General features: G+C 75.1%; 14 protein-coding genes and 1 tRNA gene. 8 read left to right on the forward strand and 7 right to left on the reverse strand.

Features of this window, described 5'->3' with window-relative positions:
* Window positions 1-16: 16 nt before the first annotated feature.
* On the reverse strand, window positions 17-652 hold the full coding sequence (locus tag ACH436_RS07020; protein ID WP_430559476.1) for a D-alanyl-D-alanine carboxypeptidase family protein: 636 nt from the start codon (window positions 650-652) through the stop codon (window positions 17-19).
* An 87-nt stretch (window positions 653-739) separates the two neighbouring features.
* On the opposite strand from ACH436_RS07020, the gene ACH436_RS07025 reads away from it, so the two are divergent.
* Entirely contained in the window at window positions 740-1,450 is a 711-nt protein-coding gene (locus ACH436_RS07025; RefSeq protein WP_430559477.1) for a response regulator transcription factor, read from the forward strand.
* On the forward strand, window positions 1,443-2,573 hold the full coding sequence (locus ACH436_RS07030) for a sensor histidine kinase (RefSeq protein ID WP_430559478.1): 1,131 nt from the start codon (window positions 1,443-1,445) through the stop codon (window positions 2,571-2,573). The genes ACH436_RS07025 and ACH436_RS07030 overlap by 8 nt, the downstream gene beginning before the upstream one ends.
* 27 nt (window positions 2,574-2,600) lie before the next feature.
* Here the strand turns inward: ACH436_RS07030 and ACH436_RS07035 are convergent, their stop codons facing one another.
* Window positions 2,601-4,025, reverse strand: a complete 1,425-nt coding sequence (locus ACH436_RS07035; protein ID WP_430559479.1) for a D-arabinono-1,4-lactone oxidase — start codon at window positions 4,023-4,025, stop codon at window positions 2,601-2,603.
* Window positions 4,026-4,161: 136 nt separating this feature from the next.
* Between ACH436_RS07035 and ACH436_RS07040 the strand changes: the two genes are divergently transcribed.
* From ACH436_RS07040 to rlmB, 3 genes are read left to right on the forward strand one after another with little or no spacing between them, the layout of a single operon-like run.
* A complete protein-coding gene (locus ACH436_RS07040) occupies window positions 4,162-5,361 on the forward strand; it encodes an alanine racemase (protein WP_430559480.1) in 1,200 nt (399 codons plus the stop codon).
* A gap of 24 nt (window positions 5,362-5,385) precedes the next feature.
* The gene (gene cysS, locus ACH436_RS07045) at window positions 5,386-6,810 is read left to right on the forward strand and encodes a cysteine--tRNA ligase (RefSeq protein WP_430559481.1); all 1,425 of its coding nucleotides are present in this window, start codon (window positions 5,386-5,388) and stop codon (window positions 6,808-6,810) included.
* A 28-nt stretch (window positions 6,811-6,838) separates the two neighbouring features.
* Window positions 6,839-7,828 carry a 23S rRNA (guanosine(2251)-2'-O)-methyltransferase RlmB gene (gene rlmB, locus ACH436_RS07050; RefSeq protein ID WP_430559482.1) on the forward strand — a complete coding sequence of 330 codons (990 nt, stop codon included), beginning with the start codon at window positions 6,839-6,841 and terminating at the stop codon, window positions 7,826-7,828.
* A gap of 134 nt (window positions 7,829-7,962) precedes the next feature.
* Here rlmB and ACH436_RS07055 read toward each other — a convergent pair whose 3' ends face one another.
* From ACH436_RS07055 to ACH436_RS07070, 4 genes are all read right to left on the reverse strand, one after another.
* Window positions 7,963-9,330, reverse strand: a complete 1,368-nt coding sequence (locus tag ACH436_RS07055) for a DUF4032 domain-containing protein (RefSeq protein WP_430559483.1) — start codon at window positions 9,328-9,330, stop codon at window positions 7,963-7,965.
* A 95-nt stretch (window positions 9,331-9,425) separates the two neighbouring features.
* Window positions 9,426-10,550 (reverse strand): ABC transporter ATP-binding protein, encoded by a 1,125-nt coding sequence (locus tag ACH436_RS07060; RefSeq protein WP_430559484.1) that lies wholly within the window; start codon window positions 10,548-10,550, stop codon window positions 9,426-9,428.
* Window positions 10,551-10,776: 226 nt separating this feature from the next.
* The gene (gene otsB / locus ACH436_RS07065; protein WP_430559485.1) at window positions 10,777-11,652 is read right to left on the reverse strand and encodes a trehalose-phosphatase; all 876 of its coding nucleotides are present in this window, start codon (window positions 11,650-11,652) and stop codon (window positions 10,777-10,779) included.
* Window positions 11,649-13,115 carry a trehalose-6-phosphate synthase gene (locus tag ACH436_RS07070; protein WP_430559486.1) on the reverse strand — a complete coding sequence of 489 codons (1,467 nt, stop codon included), beginning with the start codon at window positions 13,113-13,115 and terminating at the stop codon, window positions 11,649-11,651. The genes otsB and ACH436_RS07070 overlap by 4 nt, the downstream gene beginning before the upstream one ends.
* Before the next feature lie 568 nt (window positions 13,116-13,683).
* On the opposite strand from ACH436_RS07070, the gene ACH436_RS07075 reads away from it, so the two are divergent.
* From ACH436_RS07075 to ACH436_RS07085, 3 genes are all read left to right on the forward strand, one after another.
* A complete protein-coding gene (locus tag ACH436_RS07075) occupies window positions 13,684-15,474 on the forward strand; it encodes a serine/threonine-protein kinase (protein ID WP_430559487.1) in 1,791 nt (596 codons plus the stop codon).
* A 124-nt stretch (window positions 15,475-15,598) separates the two neighbouring features.
* Entirely contained in the window at window positions 15,599-16,435 is an 837-nt protein-coding gene (locus ACH436_RS07080) for a DsbA family protein (RefSeq protein ID WP_430559488.1), read from the forward strand.
* A gap of 50 nt (window positions 16,436-16,485) precedes the next feature.
* Window positions 16,486-16,561, forward strand: a tRNA-Thr gene (locus tag ACH436_RS07085).
* Between the two features lie 63 nt (window positions 16,562-16,624).
* On the opposite strand, the gene ACH436_RS07090 is transcribed toward ACH436_RS07085, so the two are convergent.
* The gene (locus ACH436_RS07090; RefSeq protein WP_430559489.1) at window positions 16,625-17,527 is read right to left on the reverse strand and encodes an SGNH/GDSL hydrolase family protein; all 903 of its coding nucleotides are present in this window, start codon (window positions 17,525-17,527) and stop codon (window positions 16,625-16,627) included.
* Between the last annotated feature and the right edge of the window lie 71 nt (window positions 17,528-17,598).

Here is a 17,598-nt window from a genome sequence, read left to right on the forward strand (position 1 = left end):
GCCCGCCGGCGCGCGCTCAGCCGTGCAGCCGCGGGTCCTGGGACGGGTCGGCGTACAGCTCCGGGCAGCCCCGGTCGGCGGCGTCCGGACGCAGCTCGACGTGCCACGGCTCGTTCGCGTAGACGAGGCACAGCCCGTACGCGGCGCCGTGGTCCGCCACCCACTGGCTGCCGCCCGTCTGCTGCAGGTCGACGGCGTCGCCGGTCACGTGCGACGACGTGTCGGCCGACGCCACCCAGCGGGCCGCCTCGGCCGCGGAGCCGTACTGGGCGACCGCCTCGCGCAGCAGCCGGTCCTGATACCCCGCCGAGCGCCAGCCGCTGTTCACGAAGAACGTGACGCCGTCGTCCTCCGCGTCGGCCGCGGCCTGCTGCAGGGCCGCGAGCAGCGCGGGGTCGAGGTTTGCCAGGGCCGGGAGCGCGTCGTCGAACACGGTGGTGCCGTCGGGGACCTGACCCGCCGCCTCGCCCTGCCGCGCGCCGTCCCCGACGTCGTCGGTCGGGGCCTTCGCCGGAGCGACGGACGTCGTCGTGGGTGGGTCAGGCGTCGCCTGACAGCCGGCGAGGCCGGCCACGGCGGCGGCCGCCAGGGCGACGGCGAGCATCGGGCGGGCCCGGACGGGCGGGGCGGGGTCGTGTCGGAGGTGGAGCATGCCCCCAGTCGAGCCGGGCCGCTGTTGCCCGGCCGTATGCGCTCCTCGATACGCGGACGACATGTCCCGCTCCGTAGCATCGAGGGCATGCGTGTGCTGATCGTCGAGGACGAGCCCTACCTGGCGCAGGCCGTCCGCGACGGGCTGCGGCTGGAGGCGATCGCGGCGGACGTGGCGGCCGACGGCGACACCGCCCTCGAGCTCCTGAGCGTCAACTCCTACGACATCGCGGTGCTCGACCGGGACATCCCCGGCCCGTCGGGGGACGAGATCGCCGCGAGCATCGTCGCGTCCGGGAGCGGCCTGCCGATCCTCATGCTCACGGCCGCGGACCGCCTGGACGACAAGGCCACCGGGTTCGAGCTCGGCGCCGACGACTACCTCACCAAGCCCTTCGCGATGCGCGAGCTCGTGCTGCGGCTGCGGGCGCTGGACCGACGTCGCGCGCACAGCCGGCCGCCGGTGCGCGAGCTGGCCGGGCTGCGTGTGGACCCGTTCCGGCGCGAGGTCTACCGCGACGGGCGCTACGTCGCGCTCACGCGCAAGCAGTTCGCGGTGCTGGAGGTGCTCGTCGCGGCCGAGGGCGGGGTCGTCAGCGCCGAGGAGCTGCTGGAGCGGGCGTGGGACGAGAACGCCGACCCGTTCACCAACGCCGTGCGGATCACCGTCTCGGCGTTGCGCAAGCGGCTGGGGGAGCCGTGGGTGATCGCCACCGTGCCCGGGGTGGGCTACCGCATCGCCCCGCCCGACGACGAGGCGCGGGGCGAGGCCGGCCGCGACGAGGCCCGGCATGGCTAGGAGCCCCGGGCCGAGCGTCCGGCTGAGGCTCACGCTCAGCTACGCGGGGTTCCTCGTGGTGGCCGGCGCGCTGCTCCTCGCCGTCGTGTGGGTCTTCCTGCTGCGCTACGTGCCGGACACGATCCTCCTCGACGTCGCCCCGTCCCGTCCCGGGGCCGGGCAGTTCGTGCCCAACCGCTCCGACCTGGAGCGGGCGTTCGCCCCGCGGGCGGCCTGGGCGATGGTCTTCCTGCTCGTGGTCGGGCTGGTGGGCGGGTGGTTCCTCGCCGGGCGGATGCTCGCCCCGCTCGGCCGCCTCACCGACGCGACCCGCCGGGCCGCGGCGGGGTCCCTCTCCCACCGGGTCCGCCTGCCCGGCCGGCACGACGAGTTCCGCGAGCTCGCGGACGCCTTCGACACGATGCTGGCGAGGCTGGAGGCGCAGGTCGCCGAGCAGCAGCGCTTCGCGGCGAACGCCTCGCACGAGCTGCGCACGCCGCTCGCCACGACGCAGGCGATCCTCGACGTGGCCCGCCGGGACCCGGAGCGCGACACCGCCCAGGTGCTGGACCGCCTGCACGCCGTGAACGCGCGGGCCATCGACCTCACCGAGGCCCTGCTCCTGCTCAGCCGGGCCGACCGCGGGGCGTTCGCCCTCGAGCCCGTCGACCTGTCGCTGGTCGCGGAGGAGGCGGCCGAGACGCTGCTGCCGCTGGCGGACGCGCGCTCCGTGGAGGTGGGGGTCGGGGGCGAGGCCGCCCCGACCCTGGGGTCGCACGCGCTGCTGCTGCAGCTCGCCACGAACCTCGTGCACAACGCGGTCGTGCACAACCTGCCCGACGGCGGGACGGTGCGGGTGGACACGGGGGTGCGGGGCGACGACGTCGTCCTCACCGTCGAGAACACGGGTGACCCGCTCGACCCGCGCCTCGTGCCGACGCTCGTCGAGCCGTTCCAGCGCGGCGGCGGGCGCACGCACGGGGAGCACGGGGGCGTCGGCCTGGGTCTCGCGATCGTGCGGAGCATCGCCGAGGCGCACCGCGGCACCGTGGCGCTCGCCCCCGGGCCGGGCGGCGGGCTGCGCGTGACCGTGCGGCTCCCGGGGGAGCAGGTCGCCCCGCCGGCGTGGTGGCCGTCGGCCTGACGCCTGGGGCGACGTGCGCCGGCGCCGTCAGCGCGCCTCGTCCACCGGGCCGAGGACGGTGTCGGTGTAGTCGTTGCGGAAGACGCCCCCGGGGTCGACGGCGGCGCGCACGCGGGCGACGTCCGCCAGGGGGTAGTGGTCGGCCAGGTGCTCGGCCGTGCGGGTGTGCAGCTTGCCCCAGTGCGGCCGCCCGCCCGCGGCGGCGAAGATCTGCTCGGCCGCGCTGAAGTAGCGCTGGTACGGCATGGGCGCGTACTGGTGGACGGCGACGTACGCCGTCTCACGACCGTGCGCCGTCGAGAGCCAGACGTCGTCCGCCGCGGCGAAGCGCACCTCCACGGGGAAGGGGACGGGCTCCCCGGACGCGCGCAGCCAGGCGTCGAGCTCGTCGAGCACGCCCCGCAGCGCCGCGCGGGGCAGGGCGTACTCCATCTCGACGAACCGCACGCGGCGCCGGGTGACGAAGACGTCGGCCGACGGCGCCAGGTAGGTCTTGGCGCCGAGCGCCCGCGCGCTGACCGCGTTGAGCCGGGGGACGAGGCCCGGGGCGGCGAGCGCGAGCCGGTTGACGACCTCGAAGGCGCCGTTGGACAGCACCTCCTCGTCGAGCAGGGCGCGGGTGCGGGCGCCGGCGGTGCGGACGGCCCCCAGGCGGCCGGCGCGGGCCGCGGCCCAGGCGTCGACCTCGTCGGCCGTCGCGCGGTTGTTGCGCTTCGTCAGGGCGCGGCGCGTGCCCGGGAACCAGTAGAACTCCGCGTGGTCGTTGCCGTCGACGTACTCGTCGAGCTGCTCCAGCACCCGGTCCAGCGGCCAGGGCTCCTCCTGCGCGCGCAGCCAGAACGCGGGGACCACCTCGAGGGTCACGGCCGACAGGACGCCCGCGGTGCCGAGGCCGAGCCGGGCCACCTCGAACAGCTCGCGCTCGGGGCTGCCGGGCGCCGCGGCGTCCGACGCCGACCGGACCGTCCCGTCCCCCGTGACCACGCGGACGCCGCGCACCTGCGTCGCGAGGCCGCCCAGCCGCGCGCCGGTGCCGTGCGTGCCGGTCGAGATCGCACCCGCGACGGACTGGCGGTCGATGTCGCCGAGGTTGCGCATCGCCAGGCCGAGCGCCGCGAGCAGGCGGTTGAGGTGGTGCAGCCGGGTGCCCGCCCGGACCGTGACCAGCGACGTGCCGTCCGGCTGCGGCGCCACGGCCTCGATCCCGGCGAGACGGTCGAGGCCCAGGTGCACGCCGTCGGTCACGGCGGCCGCGGTGAAGGAGTGGCCCGCGCCCATCGCGCGCACCCGCAGCCCCTCGGCGGCGGCCGCGGCGACCACCGCGCCGAGCTCGCCCTCGTCGCGCGGCGTGACGCGGCGCGCGGGCTGCCACGAGTGCGTGCCTCCCCAGGTGCGCAGGGGGGAGTCGGGGGTGGCGGAGGCCGGTGTGCGGGCGACGGTGCTCGAGGTCACGCGGCACACTCTGCCACGCGCGGGCGCCCGGGCGGATCCCTCTGCGGGCGGATCGTCGGGCGCCCGCCGGAGCGGCCCCCAGGATCACCCTGGCGGGGCCGACCGTGCCGTGTCGCGGCAGGTGTACCGTGCGGTCATGTCCCAGACGGAGCGGCTGGCCCGTGCCACCGCGCACCTGCCGGCCCCCTTGGCCGTCGTCGACCTCGACGCGTTCGACGCCAACGCCGCGGACCTGCGCCGCCGGGCACGGGGCGTCCCCGTGCGGGTGGCGAGCAAGTCCGTGCGGGTGCGCTCCCTCGTGGTCCGGGCGCTCGACGCCGGCTTCCAGGGCGTCATGGCGTTCTCCCTGGCCGAGGCGCTGTGGCTCGTGCAGGAGGGCGTGCGCGACGTGCTCGTCGGGTACCCCACCGTGGACCGGGACGCCCTCGCGCGCCTCGCCGTCGACGCCCGTGCGCGGCGCGAGGTCACGCTCATGGTCGACGACGTCGCCCAGCTCGCCCTCCTGGACGCCGCCCTGCGCACCGCGGCCGTCCCGGCCGGGACGGGCGACCTGCCCGACGTCGCGGTCTGCCTCGACGTGGACGCGTCGCTGTGGCTCGACGCCGGCCCGCTGCACGTGCACCTCGGGACGCGGCGCTCGCCCCTGCGCACCCCGGACGACGTCGCCGCGCTCGCCCGCCGCGTCGAGGCGCTGCCCGGCGCCCGGCTGCGCGGGCTCATGTTCTACGAGGCGCAGGTCGCCGGCCTGCCCGACACCAACCCGGCCGTCCGCCTGGTCAAGAAGCTGTCGGTGGCCGAGCTGTACGGCCGCAGGACGGCGGTCGTCGAGGCCGTGGGCGCCGCCGTCGGCCGCGACGTGGAGCTGGTGAACTCGGGCGGCACGGGCTCGCTCGAGACGTCGTCGGCCGGGCCCACCGTCACCGAGGTCACCGCGGGCTCAGGGCTGTTCGTCCCCGGGCTGTTCGACGGGTACCGCGCCTTCGACCCCCGGCCCTCCGCGTTCTTCGGGATCGACGTCGCACGGGTGCCCGCCCCGGGCTGGGCGACGGCGTTCGGCGGCGGGTACGTCGCGTCCGGTCCCGCGGGGCGCTCGCGGCTCCCGCGGGTCGCGACGCCGGGCTGGTCGCTCACCGGCACCGAGGGCGCGGGCGAGGTCATGACGCCGCTGCGGCGGGGCCGCGGCGCGGCGCCGCTCGCCGTCGGCGACCGGGTGTGGATGCGGCACGCCAAGGCGGGCGAGCTCATGGAGCGGTTCGACGTCGTCCACCTGGTGCGGGGCGACACGATCGTCGAGTCCGTCCCCACCTACCGCGGCGAGGGACACACCTTCGGCTGAGGGACCGGCCGGTACCCTGGACCGGTGAGCCTGCGCCTGTACGACACCGCGACGCGCGACGTGCGCGACTTCGTCCCCCTGAACCCGGGTGAGGTCGGTATCTACCTGTGCGGCGCCACCGTGCAGGCCCCGCCCCACATCGGCCACCTGCGCCCCGTCATCGCGTTCGACGTGCTGCGCCGCTGGCTGGAGCGCTCGGGCCTGCGGGTCACGCTGATCCGCAACGTCACCGACATCGACGACAAGATCCTCGCCAAGGCCTCCGCGGCCGGCGTGGCCTGGTGGGCGCACGCCGCCACGCACGAGCGGATGTTCACGCGCGCCTACGACGCGCTGGGCGTCATCCCCCCGACGTACGAGCCGCGGGCCACCGGTCACGTGCCCGACATGGCCGAGCTCATGCAGCGGCTCGTCGACCGGGGGCACGCGTACACCACCGGCCCCGGCGACGTCTGGTTCGACGTGCGGTCGTGGCCCGCGTACGGCGAGCTGACCAAGCAGCGCCTCGAGGACCTCAACCCCGAGCCGGCCGCCGACGACGCTGCGGCGTCCGCCAAGCGGGACCCGCACGACTTCGCGCTGTGGAAGGCGCCGAAGCCGGGCGAGCCGGTGGAGGCCTCCTGGGAGACGGCGTTCGGCCGCGGCCGGCCGGGCTGGCACCTCGAGTGCTCCGCGATGGCGCGCCGCTACCTGGGCGACACCTTCGACATCCACGGCGGCGGCCTCGACCTGCGGTTCCCGCACCACGAGAACGAGCAGGCGCAGTCGCGCGCGGCCGGGTACGGCTTCGCGCAGCGGTGGATGCACTGCGCGTGGGTGACCCAGCAGGGCGTCAAGATGAGCAAGTCGCTGGGCAACGGGCTGCTCGTGAGCGAGCTGCTCGGTCAGGCGCCCGCGCCGGTGATCCGCTACGCCCTCGCGGCGGTGCAGTACCGGTCGATGCTCGAGTGGTCGCCCGACACCCTCGACGAGGCCCGCACCACCTGGGAGCGGCTGACCGGCTTCGTGGACCGCGCCTCCGAGCGCGTCGGGGCCGTGCCCGCCGACGAGGTGGCGAAGGCCGAGCTGCCCGCCGGCTTCGTCGAGGCGATGGACGACGACCTCAACGTGCCGGCGGCCCTCGCCGTCGTGCACGAGCACCTGCGCGCCGGCAACAGCGCCCTGGCGTCGCGCGACGACGCCGCGGCGCGCGCCGAGCTCGTCGCCCTGCGCGGCATGCTCGACGTCCTGGGCCTCGACCCGCTCGACCCGCAGTGGGCCTCGGGCGCCGACGACTCGACCGCCCGCGCCGCCCTGGAGTCGCTCGTCGCCGCGGAGCTCGACGCGCGGGTCGCCGCGCGCGCCGCGAAGGACTGGGCCACCAGCGACGCCATCCGCGACCGCCTCGCGGCGGCCGGCGTCGTCGTGCAGGACTCCGCGGACGGCGCCCGCTGGACGCTGACCGACTGACCCGCTCGACCACCTGAGAAGAGACACCATGGCAGGCAACACCCGACGTCCCGGCGCCGTCCGCAAGGCCGGCAGCAAGAAGGGCGCGCAGGTCGGCACCGGCGGGCACAGCCGCAAGGCGCTCGAGGGCAAGGGCCCGACGCCGAAGGCCGAGGACCGCACCTACCACCCCGCGCACAAGCGCAAGGTGGCCGCCGAGAAGCGGCAGACCGCGCAGTCGCAGAAGGGCGCGAGCAAGGGCGTCGTGCGCGGCACCCGCCGCCCCACCGGCGGCGCCGAGGTGGTCGCGGGCCGCAACGCCGTGCTCGAGGCGCTGCGCACCGACGTGCCCGTCACGGCGGTGCACCTCGCCGCGCGCCTCGACCACGACGACCGCACGCGGGAGATCCTCGAGCTGGCCTCGACCCGCTCCGTGCAGCTGCTCGAGGTGAGCCGCACCGAGCTCGACCACCTCACCGAGGGGTCCGTGCACCAGGGCGTGGCCGCGCAGGTGCCGCCGTACGAGTACGCCGACATCGACGACCTGCTCGACGCCGCCGCCGCGGCCGGGCAGCCGCCCCTCATCGTCGCCCTCGACGGCGTCACCGACCCGCGCAACCTGGGCGCCGTGCTGCGGTCCGCCGGCGCGTTCGGCGCGCACGGCGTCGTCGTCCCGTCGCGCCGGTCCGCCGGCGTGACGGCGTCGGCGTGGAAGGTGTCCGCCGGGGCCGCGGCCCGCGTCCCGGTGGCCAAGGTGACCAACCTGTCCCGCACGCTCACGGACCTCAAGAAGTCCGGCGCCTTCGTCGTCGGGCTCGACGCCGGCGGGGACACGACCGTGCGGGACCTCGCGTTCGCGACCGACCCGCTGGTGCTCGTCGTGGGCTCGGAGGGGCACGGCCTGTCCCGCCTGGTCCGCGAGACCTGCGACGCGGTCGCGTCCATCCCCATCTCGTCGGACGTCGAGTCGCTGAACGCCGGCGTCGCCGCGGGGATCACGCTCTACGAGGTCGCCCAGGCCCGCAGCGCCGCCGAGTAGGTCCTGCGCCGCGAGGTAGTCCAACCTCCCGCGAGGTAGTGCGAAGCCCGCCGAGGTAGTGGTCCAGACCACTACCTCGGCGGGCTTCGCACTACCTCGGCGAGATCCGCAACGCCGCGCAGGGCGGCCCGGGATCAGGTGGACAGGTGGAAGTGGTCGTCCTCGGGGGCGGCGTCCGGCGCGGCGCCCATGTCGACGATGTCCACGTCGCCCTCGCGGTCGGGCTCGCCCGGCGGCAGGCCGAGGATCGCCTTCTCGTCCCTGCGGTGGCGCAGCACGTTCTCCACGTAGGACGCCGTGGCCTCCGGCATGGGGACGTCCCGCCCCGCCCGCTCGGAGATGAACCAGCGGTGGTCGAGGATCTCGTGGAACAGCTGCGCCGGCTCGAGCTTGCGGCGCAGCTCCCGCGGGACGGCGCGGATGGTGGGCTGGAAGACGTTCTGCGACCAGTCGTGCGCGACCATCTGCGGGTCGTCGTCCTGGCGGTCCGTGGCGGCCACGTAGGAGTCGAGGTCGTTGAGGAGGCGGCGGGCCTGGTTGTCCTGCACGTCGAGCCCGGTGAGGCGGAACAGGCGGCGGGAGTGGTGCCCGGCGTCGACCACCTGGGGCTGGATGCGCACCGTGGTGCCGTCGATGTCGGTCGTGATCGACAGCTCGCCGACGTCGAAGCCCAGGTCGTTGAGCTGCTCGATACGCGCGGCGACGCGCCAGCGTTCGTCGGCCCCGAACGACTCGACGCCCGTCAGCGCCTCCCACAGCTCCGTGTACCGGGAGACGAGGGCGTCACCGATCGCGACGGCGTCGACCTCCTCGTCGAGCAGCTCGCCCGCCTCGAGGTCGAACAGCTCGCCGATGATGTTGGTGCGCGCCAGGTCGACGTCGTACTCCCGCTGCCCGCGGGAGAGCTCGCGGTGCAGGTCGCCGGTCTCGGCGTCCACGAGGTAGGCGGCGAACTGGTGGGCGTCACGCCGGAACAGCGTGTTCGACAGCGACACGTCGCCCCAGTAGAAGCCGACCAGGTGCACCCGCACCAGCAGCACGGCGAGCGCGTCGATGAGGCGTGCCGCGGTGTCGGGGCGCAGGGCCTGGCTGAACACGGCCCGGTACGGCAGGGAGAACGCGAGGTGCTCCGTGACGAGCGCGGCCTCGAGCGGCTCGCCGGCCTCGTCGCGCCGTCCCGTGACGACGCCCACCGGGCGGACGGCCGGGATCTCGAGCTTGCGCAGCTGGCGCAGCAGCTCGTACTCGCGGAACGCGACCGACTCGCTGATCTCCTTGATCGCGAGCACGCGCCCGTCGAGCCGCACGAACCGCACGACGTGCCGCGAGATGCCTCGGGGCAGCGCGGCGAGCACGTCCGCGGGCCAGTCGGCCAGGGGGGTGCGCCACGGCAGGTCGAGCAGCGCGGAGTCCGGCGTCGCCGAGGTGATCTGCAGCTGTTCCACGTCGCTCCAGGTGTGTGAGCGGGATCTTGGCCCGGTACGCCCCGCGAGCGGGCCCATGTCCCACCCGCGGCGCTCCGGCTCGTCAGGGTACGCGACGAGGGGCGGGCCCGGCAGCAGCCGGACCCGCCCCTCGGCGGTGCACTGTCTCAGGCTCAGTTGAGGCGGTTGCCCGTCGCGGCCGAGAAGAGGTGCGACTGACCCGGCTTGATCGTCACGTAGATCTTGTCGCCCTTCATGGGGACGTTGCGCGGGTTGATGCGCACGATCACCTGGTTGTCGCCGGCGCCCGAGCGGACCTCGGCCTCCTCGGCGGCGGGGCCCACCAGGGTGCCGTAGACGAAGGCGTCCGAGCCGAGCTCCTCGACGAGGTTCACCGACACGGGCATCGAGTTCTCGGTGGCCTCGGGGACCACGTCGAGCGCCTCGGGGCGGAAGCCGATGGTGATCTTGCCGCCGTCGGCGTCCGTGATCTGCTCGACGACCGACCGCTCCAGCGGCACCTTCGCGGCGCCGACGTGCGCGATGCCGTCGTCCACCTTGAAGGTGGCGATGTTCATCGCGGGCGAGCCGATGAAGCCGGCGACGAAGACGTTCGCCGGGGTGTCGTACATCTCGCGGGGCGTGCCGACCTGCTGCAGCAGGCCGTCCTTGAGCACCGCGATGCGGTCGCCCATGGTGAGGGCCTCGGTCTGGTCGTGCGTCACATAGACGGTCGTGACACCCAGGCGGCGCTGGAGCGACGCGATCTGCGTACGGGTCTGCACGCGGAGCTTGGCGTCGAGGTTCGACAGCGGCTCGTCCATGAGGAACACCTGCGGCTGACGCACGATGGCGCGGCCCATGGCGACACGCTGACGCTGACCACCGGAGAGCGCCTTCGGCTTGCGGTCGAGGTACTCGGTGAGGTCGAGGATCTTGGCGGCCTCCTCGACACGCTGGCGGATCTCGGCCTTGGGGGTGCCGGCGATCTTCAGCGCGAAGCCCATGTTGTCCGCCACCGACATGTGCGGGTACAGCGCGTAGTTCTGGAACACCATCGCGATGTCGCGGTCCTTCGGCTGGACGTCCGTGACGTCGCGGTCGCCGATGAGGATGCTGCCGCCGTTGACGTCCTCCAGGCCGGCGAGCATGCGCAGCGAGGTGGACTTCCCGCAGCCCGAGGGGCCGACGAGGACGAGGAACTCGCCGTCCTCGACGTGCAGGTTGAGCTGGTCGACCGCAGGGCGCTCGGTGCCCGGGTAGATCCGCGTCGCGTGGTCGAAAGTGACCGTAGCCATGGTTGCAATCCCTCCACCGGCAGGTACGTGCCGGACGATCCGTTGTGGGTGGGTGCCGTTGCTTTCACGCTGCCGTGTCGGCGGTGACACATTCTGTTGTCGTGCGCCCCGGGGGCTCGGCCGGACGGCCGCGGAGCCGGTGCGCCGGGATGATCGTACATGCCCCGGGCGTGAGTTCTGACACAGCCCAGGTCAGGGCCTCGCGAGGGCCCGGAAAGGGCTGTCCTCAGCCCTCGAGGGCGTCCGCCAGGCGGTCCAGGAGGGCGGCCAGCGCGTCCGCGTCGTCCACCCGTTCGGACGCGAGGGTCCGCCCGGGGCCCACCTTGACGCCCAGGTCGCCCGCCCGGAGCACCTCGAACGCGGTCTCGTCGGTCGTGTCGTCGCCGGCGTACAGCACCCGCGTGCGCAGGTGCTCGTCGCCCTCCTCCAGCTCCTCGCGCAGCCGGTCGAGGGCGACCCCCTTGGAGGTGGGCAGGACGGCGATCTCCACCACGTCCTTGCCGTGCATGGCGTGCAGGCCCAGCCGCGCGGCCACGGCGTCGGCGTCCGCGGCGGCCGCACGCGCGTCGTCCGGCCCGCACCGGCGGGTGTGCAGGACGGCGGCGCTCGGCTTGTCCTGCACCCAGGCGCCGCGCCGCCCGTCGATCGCGTCCTGGAGCCCCTCGCGCAGCCGCTCCAGGGCGTCGGCCTGCGCGTCGGTGAGGCGCAGCGGCACCGCGTCGACACCGTGCGCGCCCACGCGGCCGGTCTCCGCGCCGTGGCTCCCCACCAGGTAGGTGCCGGCCGGGACGCCCGACCGGGCGGCCAGGTCCGTGAGGTTGCGTCCGGAGACGAGGGCGAGCCGCAGCTCGTCGCCCCCGGGCGGCACCGGCCGGGCGGCCAGGTCGGCGAGGCGCTCCACCGCCGCCCGCGCGGCCGGCGTCATGCGCGACGCGGCCGGGTCGTCGACCAGCGGCGCGAGCGTGCCGTCGAAGTCGAGCGCGACGACCCGCGCCGTGCGCGACGGCGGCCCGTCCGCCGGGCGGGCGAACGCCATGACGGCCGCCACGGCGGGCGCGTCGTCGGCCGTGCCCGCCCGCCCCTCCTGCAGGTCCTCGTTCACACGTGGCTCGACCGGGGAGGCATGGCCGTGAGCACGCCGAGGAACGTCTCGGACCACTTCGCGACGTCGTCCGCCATGACCTTGCGGCGCAGCCGGCGCATCCGGCGGCGCTGCTCGCGCGGGGGCATGTGCGCCGCCGCGACGATGGTGTCCTTCATCCCGTCGATGTCGTGCGGGTTGACCAGCAGCGGCCCGGGCGCGAGCTCGTCCGCAGCACCCGTGAACTCGCTCAGGACCAGCACCCCCTGCTCGTCCGAGCGCGCCGCGATGTACTCCTTCGCCACGAGGTTCATGCCGTCGCGCAGCGACGTCACGAGCATCACGTCGGCCGCCAGGTAGAGCGCGGCCATCTCGTCCGGCGGGTAGGAGTGGTGCAGGTAGTGGATCGCGGAGTGGCCGAGCTCGCCGAACTCGCCGTTGATGCGGCCCACGAGGACCTCGACGTGCTCGCGCAGGTCCTGGTACGCCCCCACGTTCTCGCGGCTGGGGCTGGCGACCTGCACCAGCGTCGCGCCCTCGACGTCGAGCCGGCCGTCCTGCAGCAGCTCGCCGTACGCCTTGATGCGGTGCCGGATGCCCTTGGTGTAGTCGAGGCGGTCGACGCCCAGCATCATGACCTTCGGGTCGCCGAGGTCGGCGCGGATCTCCTTCGCGCGGGCCTGCACCTCCGGCTCGCGGGCCAGCGCGTCGAAGTGGTGGGAGTCGATCGAGATGGGGAAGGCCGCGGCCCGCACGTGCCGCGCGGGGCGGCCGTCCTCCTCCGCGACCGTGATGATCGGCCCGCGGGTGGTGTGCTTCGTGAGGCGGCGCACGGAGCGCACGAAGTTCGACGCGTCGCCGCCGCGCTGGAAGCCGATGAGGTCGGCGCCGAGCAGGCCCTCGACGATCTGGGTGCGCCACGGCAGCTGCTGGAACAGCTCCACCGCGGGGAACGGGATGTGGTCGAAGAACCCGATCCGCAGGTCCGGACGCAGGTCGCGGAGCATCTTCGGCACCAGCTGGAGCTGGTAGTCGTGCACCCACACGACCGCGTTCTCGGCCGCCTGCTCGGCCGCGGCCTCGGCGAACCGGCGGTTCACGCGGCGGTAGGCGTCCCACCACTGGCGGTGGTACGTCGGCGGGGAGATGACGTCGTGGTACAGCGGCCAGAGGGTGTCGTTGGAGAACCCCTCGTAGTACCGCTCGATGTCGCCCTGGCTGAGGGAGACCGGCACCAGGAGCATGCCGTCGGCCTCGAAGGGCGCGTGCTCGAGGTCGGGGGCGCCGGACCAGCCGACCCAGGCGCCCTCCGCCTCGCGCATCACCGGCTCGAGGGCGGTGACCAGGCCGCCGGGGGAGCGCTGCCAGTCCACCCCGCCGTCGGCGTCGACCGTGAAGTCGACAGGGAGTCGGTTGGCGACGACGACGAGGTCGTACCCGTCGCCCTTCCGACGCTGGCTGCTTGACGAACCTTTGCCTGTCAAGGGACCTCTCTCCACGAGTTCTGGCAGGAATCCATCAAGGACTCCATGGGACAACGTCCTCCCCGGACAGGGTACCGAGGGGGCACCGGCCTCGCCCCGGCGCGGACCGACGTCACACTCCCCGCCCGCGCCGCCGGAGGGGACCGGGCGGCTCGGCGAGCCACGCCGTGACCGACGCCGTGACCCGTGCCGGCCCGCGACGTGACCCGGCCCCGATGCCGCCGTGACCTGGCGCGGACCCGCGCGGCACGGCGCGCCCCGGGGGGTGGGGGCGGCTACGGTGTGCCCCATGGGCGAGGTCGACGCGATGCAGGTCCCGGGGCGGAACCCGGTGCCGGGGCCCCCGTCGGCCGCGCACGACGGCGGTGCCCCTGGTGCCCCTGGTGCCCCTGGTGCCCCTGGTGCCCCTGGTGCCCCTGGTGCCCCTGGTGCCCCTGGTGCCCCTGGTGCCCCTGGTGCCCCCGCGGTCTCCGGGCCGTACGGCGACGGCGCGCCGGACCGTGCGCCGCGCCTTCCCCGCACCCGCGACGGCGGGCTCGCCGAGGGAGCCGAGGTCGGCGGGTACACCGTGGTGCGACCGCTCGGCAGCGGCGCGATGGGCGCCGTCTACGAGGCGGTCGACGGCGGTGGCGCCCGGGTGGCGCTCAAGGTGCTGCACGCGCACGTCGACGCCGACCCCGCCGGGCGCGAGCGGCTGCGGCGCGAGGCCGCGGCGCTGCAACGGCTGCGGCACCCCGCCGTCGCGCAGGTGCTCGACGCCGAGCTGGAGGGCCCGTACGCGTTCGTCGTGACGGAGCTGGTGGACGGCGTCACGCTCGAGGAGGAGGTGGACGAGCGCGGCCCGCTCGACGCCGCCGACGTCTTCTCGCTCGCCGACCAGCTCGCCGCCGCGCTCGAGGCGGTGCACGACGCGGGCGTCGTGCACCGCGACCTCAAGCCCTCGAACGTGATGATCACCGCCGAGGGGCCGGTGCTCATCGACTTCGGTATCGCGCAGGGCCCGGGCGACACCCGCACCACGTCCGCGGGGTTCGTCATGGGGACCCCCGGCTACATCGCGCCCGAGCTGCTCGACGGCGGCGCTCCCGTCGCCGAGACCGACTGGTGGAGCTGGGCGGCGCTGCTGTCGTTCGCCGCCACCGGCCGGTCGCCGTTCGGCGTCCGGCCCACCGAGCTGGTGCTGCGGCGCTCGCGGGAGGGGCGGCCCGACCTGCACGGCCTGCCGGCCCGCACGGCGCGGGCGCTCGCCGGCGCGCTCCAGGCCGATCCGGCGCGTCGCTGGGGGCCCACCGAGGTGGCCCGCGCCCTGCGCCGGGACCTCGACGACGCCCTGGGCGGCGCCCCCGACCCCTGGGCCGGGCCCGACGCGACGCAGCGGATCGTGCAGCCCGACGAGACGCAGCGGGTGGGCCTGCCCACGCAGGCCGTCGCGGCCGCCGCGGCCCCGGCGTCCTACCCCCCGACGGGCGCCGTCCCCGTCGCCCCCGGCAGCGGGCCGGGCATGCCGCAGGGCGGCCCGCCGCCCCCGCCGCCCGTCGCACCGGACCGTCCCACCGTGGCGACGCCGGTCGACGCCGACGACCCCACGCAGACGATGACCGCGCTGGAGCGCGACCGGCTGCAGGCGCAGGACGGCGCCACGCGCGCGATCCCGGTCGGCGACGTCCGCTACAAGGGCTACGACCAGCTGGTCGAGGAGCTGCCGCCCGAGCCCCCGGGCCCGTACGAGCGCCCTGTGCACCGCCGGCGCACCGGGACCGCCGTCGCCGTCGCGCTGCCGCTGGTCGCCCTCGCCGCCACGCGCCCGCTCATCGGGTTCGGCGCGCTCGTCGTGCTCGTCCTCGTGTGCCGGGCGGTCGCGACGTCGGGCGACCGGCTGCACACGCGCCGCGAGCACAAGGGCGTGCGCCGCTCCGACGGGCTGGTCGGCACGCTGCTGTTCCCCTGGCACGCGCTGCTGGGCATCCTCGGGTCGATCCCCGCGGTGCTGGTCGGCGCGTGCGCGGGGCTGCTGACGCTGCTGGCCGGCTGGTGGCTGTTCGGGGCCGGCCACCTCATCCTCCTGCCGCGCGGGGACCTCGAGGCGCGCTCCCAGGGCGGGATGAACGAGGACATCGTGTTCAACGGCGTCCTCGCCGGCGTGATGGTCGTCGCGCTGCTCGCCACGTGGTTCGGGCCGGCGGGCGGCACCGCCCGCGAGGGCGGGCGCATCATCCTGGGCAAGATCGCGCCGGGCCGCGTCGGGGCCGCCGTCGTGGTCGGCCTCTGCCTGGTGCTGACCGTGATCCTCGTCGCACCTGTGCTCTCCGACCCGACGATCGAGTGGTGGCCCCTCAGCGGTCCGCCCGAGATCCCCTGACTCCTCGGCGCTGACGTCGGCCGGCCCGGCAGGACGCTCCCGGGGAACGTCCAGGTGCCGCGGGTAGGCTTCGCCCCGTCCGGCGCTGCCGCGCCGTCCGACCCCCGAGATCCTCGAGGACACGATGTCGACGAAGAACCCGAACATGACGAAGGCGCAGCGCCGCGACGCGGCGCGCGCCGAGGCGCTGGCCCTGCGTGAGAAGGAGCAGCAGCGCGACCGACGCAACCGGATCATCACCCTGTCCGTGCTCGCCGCCGCGCTCGTCGCGCTCGGTGTCGTGGTCTGGATGATCCTGCAGCAGGGCGCGAAGAACGACGTCGACGACGTCCCCCTGGCGCAGGTGACCAAGCCCGTCACGGCGCAGGAGAACGGCGGCATCCCGGTCGGCGCCGACAACGCGGCAGGGACGACCAACGACGACGCGCCCGTCATCGACGTGTACCTCGACTACATGTGCCCCGTGTGCGGCCAGTTCGAGCAGGTCAACGCCGCCGACATCGACGAGATGGTCGGGGCCGGGGACGCGACCGTCGTCTACCACCCGGTCTCGATCCTCGACCGGCTGTCCGCCGGCACGGACTACTCGACGCGCTCCGGCGCCGCGGCGGCCTACGTCGCCGACAAGGCCCCCGAGGCGTTCCCCGCGTTCCACGCGGCGCTGTTCACCAACCAGCCGGCCGAGAACACCGAGGGCCTGTCGGACGAGCAGCTCGCGTCGTACGCCGAGGAGGCCGGCGCGCCGGCGGACGTCGCGTCCGCCATCGAGGACGGCACCGCCCGCCAGACGTTCGGGCAGTACGTCCACTCCGCCACGCAGGAGGCCACCGCGGACGAGGCGCTGCAGAACCCGCAGTCCGGGTCCTTCGGGACGCCGACCGTGGTGGTCGACGGTGAGCGCTTCGACGGCTGGGGCACGCCGGGCGCCCTGAAGCAGGCCGCGACCTCCGCGGGCAGCTGATCTGACGCGCGGCACGGCCTGCCCGCACCGGTAGGCTGTGCCGCGCTCCCGCCGCCTTAGCTCAGCTGGTAGAGCTCCCGTCTTGTAAACGGAAGGTCGTCGGTTCGAATCCGACAGGCGGCTCCACCCACGACGACGGGGCGGACGGTGGCCCGGGCCACCGTCCGCCCCGTCGTCGTCCGCGTGCGGCTACCGAGCGTCGTCCGCCGGGGGCCACGCGGCGGGCTCGCCCCACTTCGGTGCCCGGCCGTCGCCGCTGGACGTGTGCTTGATCCGCCGCTGCACCCAGGGGACGACGTGCGTGCGCGCCCACTGCGCGTTGGCGCGGGCCCGCTCGACGAACGCCGCCGGGGGCAGGGGGTCGAGCGCGACGGCGTAGTCGGCGTCGTCGGGCTCCAGCCCGAGGCCGACGAGCGCGGCGTCGGCGACGCGGCGGTGCCCCTCGGGCGTGAGGTGGATGCGGTCATCGGCCCACATGCGCAGGTCGAACAGCGGGTCGAGGCCCCACAGGTCCAGCACGTGCGCGCCGTGCTTGCGCGCGATGGTCCAGATGTTCGCGTTGTACTGGCCCACGCGCCCGCGGGTCCAGCTCAGGCCGGCGCCCGCCTTGAAGCCCGTGCCGAGCAGGACGTCGGCGCCCGCGGCCCGGAGCTTGGCGACGCCCTCCTCGAGCTGCGCGGACAGCACGTCGACGTCGGCCTGCGGGCGCAGGATGTCGTTCCCCCCGCCGACGAACGACACCAGGTCCGGGCGCATCGCCAGCGCGACGTCGAGCTGCTCGGCCAGGATGTGCCGCAGCAGGCGGCCGCGGATCGCGAGGTTGGCGTACTCCAGGCCCGGCGCACCGGCGGCGGTGCGGCGGGCCGACAGCGAGCCGGCGAGCCGGTCGGCCCAGCCGCGCTGCTTCGCGACCGACTCCGTGCCCGCCGGGGCCGGCGTGCCGTCGTCGAACGGGTACGGGTCCCACAGGCCCTCGCTGAACGAGTCCCCGATCGCGACGTAGCGCGACCACGGGGGAGCGGTGGCGGGGGCGTCGCCGGGGGTCGTGCCGTCAGGGGTCGGGGTGGGGGCCTGCGTGGTCACGTCCGCCATTGTGCTCCTCGCGCGGCGGTGGGGCGCCCGGGGCGACGAAGCCCGACCGTGCCCCGCGCCTCGTGCTCGTC

The sequence above is a fragment of the Isoptericola sp. NPDC019693 genome, from assembly GCF_044389085.1.
Taxonomy (GTDB): Bacteria; Actinomycetota; Actinomycetes; order Actinomycetales; family Cellulomonadaceae; genus Isoptericola.

Excerpts from the sequence above, each read along its gene's own strand:
- ACH436_RS07020 (WP_430559476.1), bottom strand. The coding sequence starts at position 652 with ATGCTCCACCTCCGACACGACCCCGCCCCGCCCGTCCGGGCCCGCCCG.
- ACH436_RS07025 (WP_430559477.1), top strand. The coding sequence starts at position 740 with ATGCGTGTGCTGATCGTCGAGGACGAGCCCTACCTGGCGCAGGCCGTC.
- ACH436_RS07030 (WP_430559478.1), top strand. The coding sequence starts at position 1,443 with ATGGCTAGGAGCCCCGGGCCGAGCGTCCGGCTGAGGCTCACGCTCAGC.
- ACH436_RS07040 (WP_430559480.1), top strand. The coding sequence starts at position 4,162 with ATGTCCCAGACGGAGCGGCTGGCCCGTGCCACCGCGCACCTGCCGGCC.
- rlmB (WP_430559482.1), top strand. The coding sequence starts at position 6,839 with ATGGCAGGCAACACCCGACGTCCCGGCGCCGTCCGCAAGGCCGGCAGC.
- ACH436_RS07055 (WP_430559483.1), bottom strand. The coding sequence starts at position 9,330 with ATGGGCCCGCTCGCGGGGCGTACCGGGCCAAGATCCCGCTCACACACC.
- ACH436_RS07060 (WP_430559484.1), bottom strand. The coding sequence starts at position 10,550 with ATGGCTACGGTCACTTTCGACCACGCGACGCGGATCTACCCGGGCACC.
- ACH436_RS07080 (WP_430559488.1), top strand. The coding sequence starts at position 15,599 with ATGTCGACGAAGAACCCGAACATGACGAAGGCGCAGCGCCGCGACGCG.
- ACH436_RS07090 (WP_430559489.1), bottom strand. The coding sequence starts at position 17,527 with ATGGCGGACGTGACCACGCAGGCCCCCACCCCGACCCCTGACGGCACG.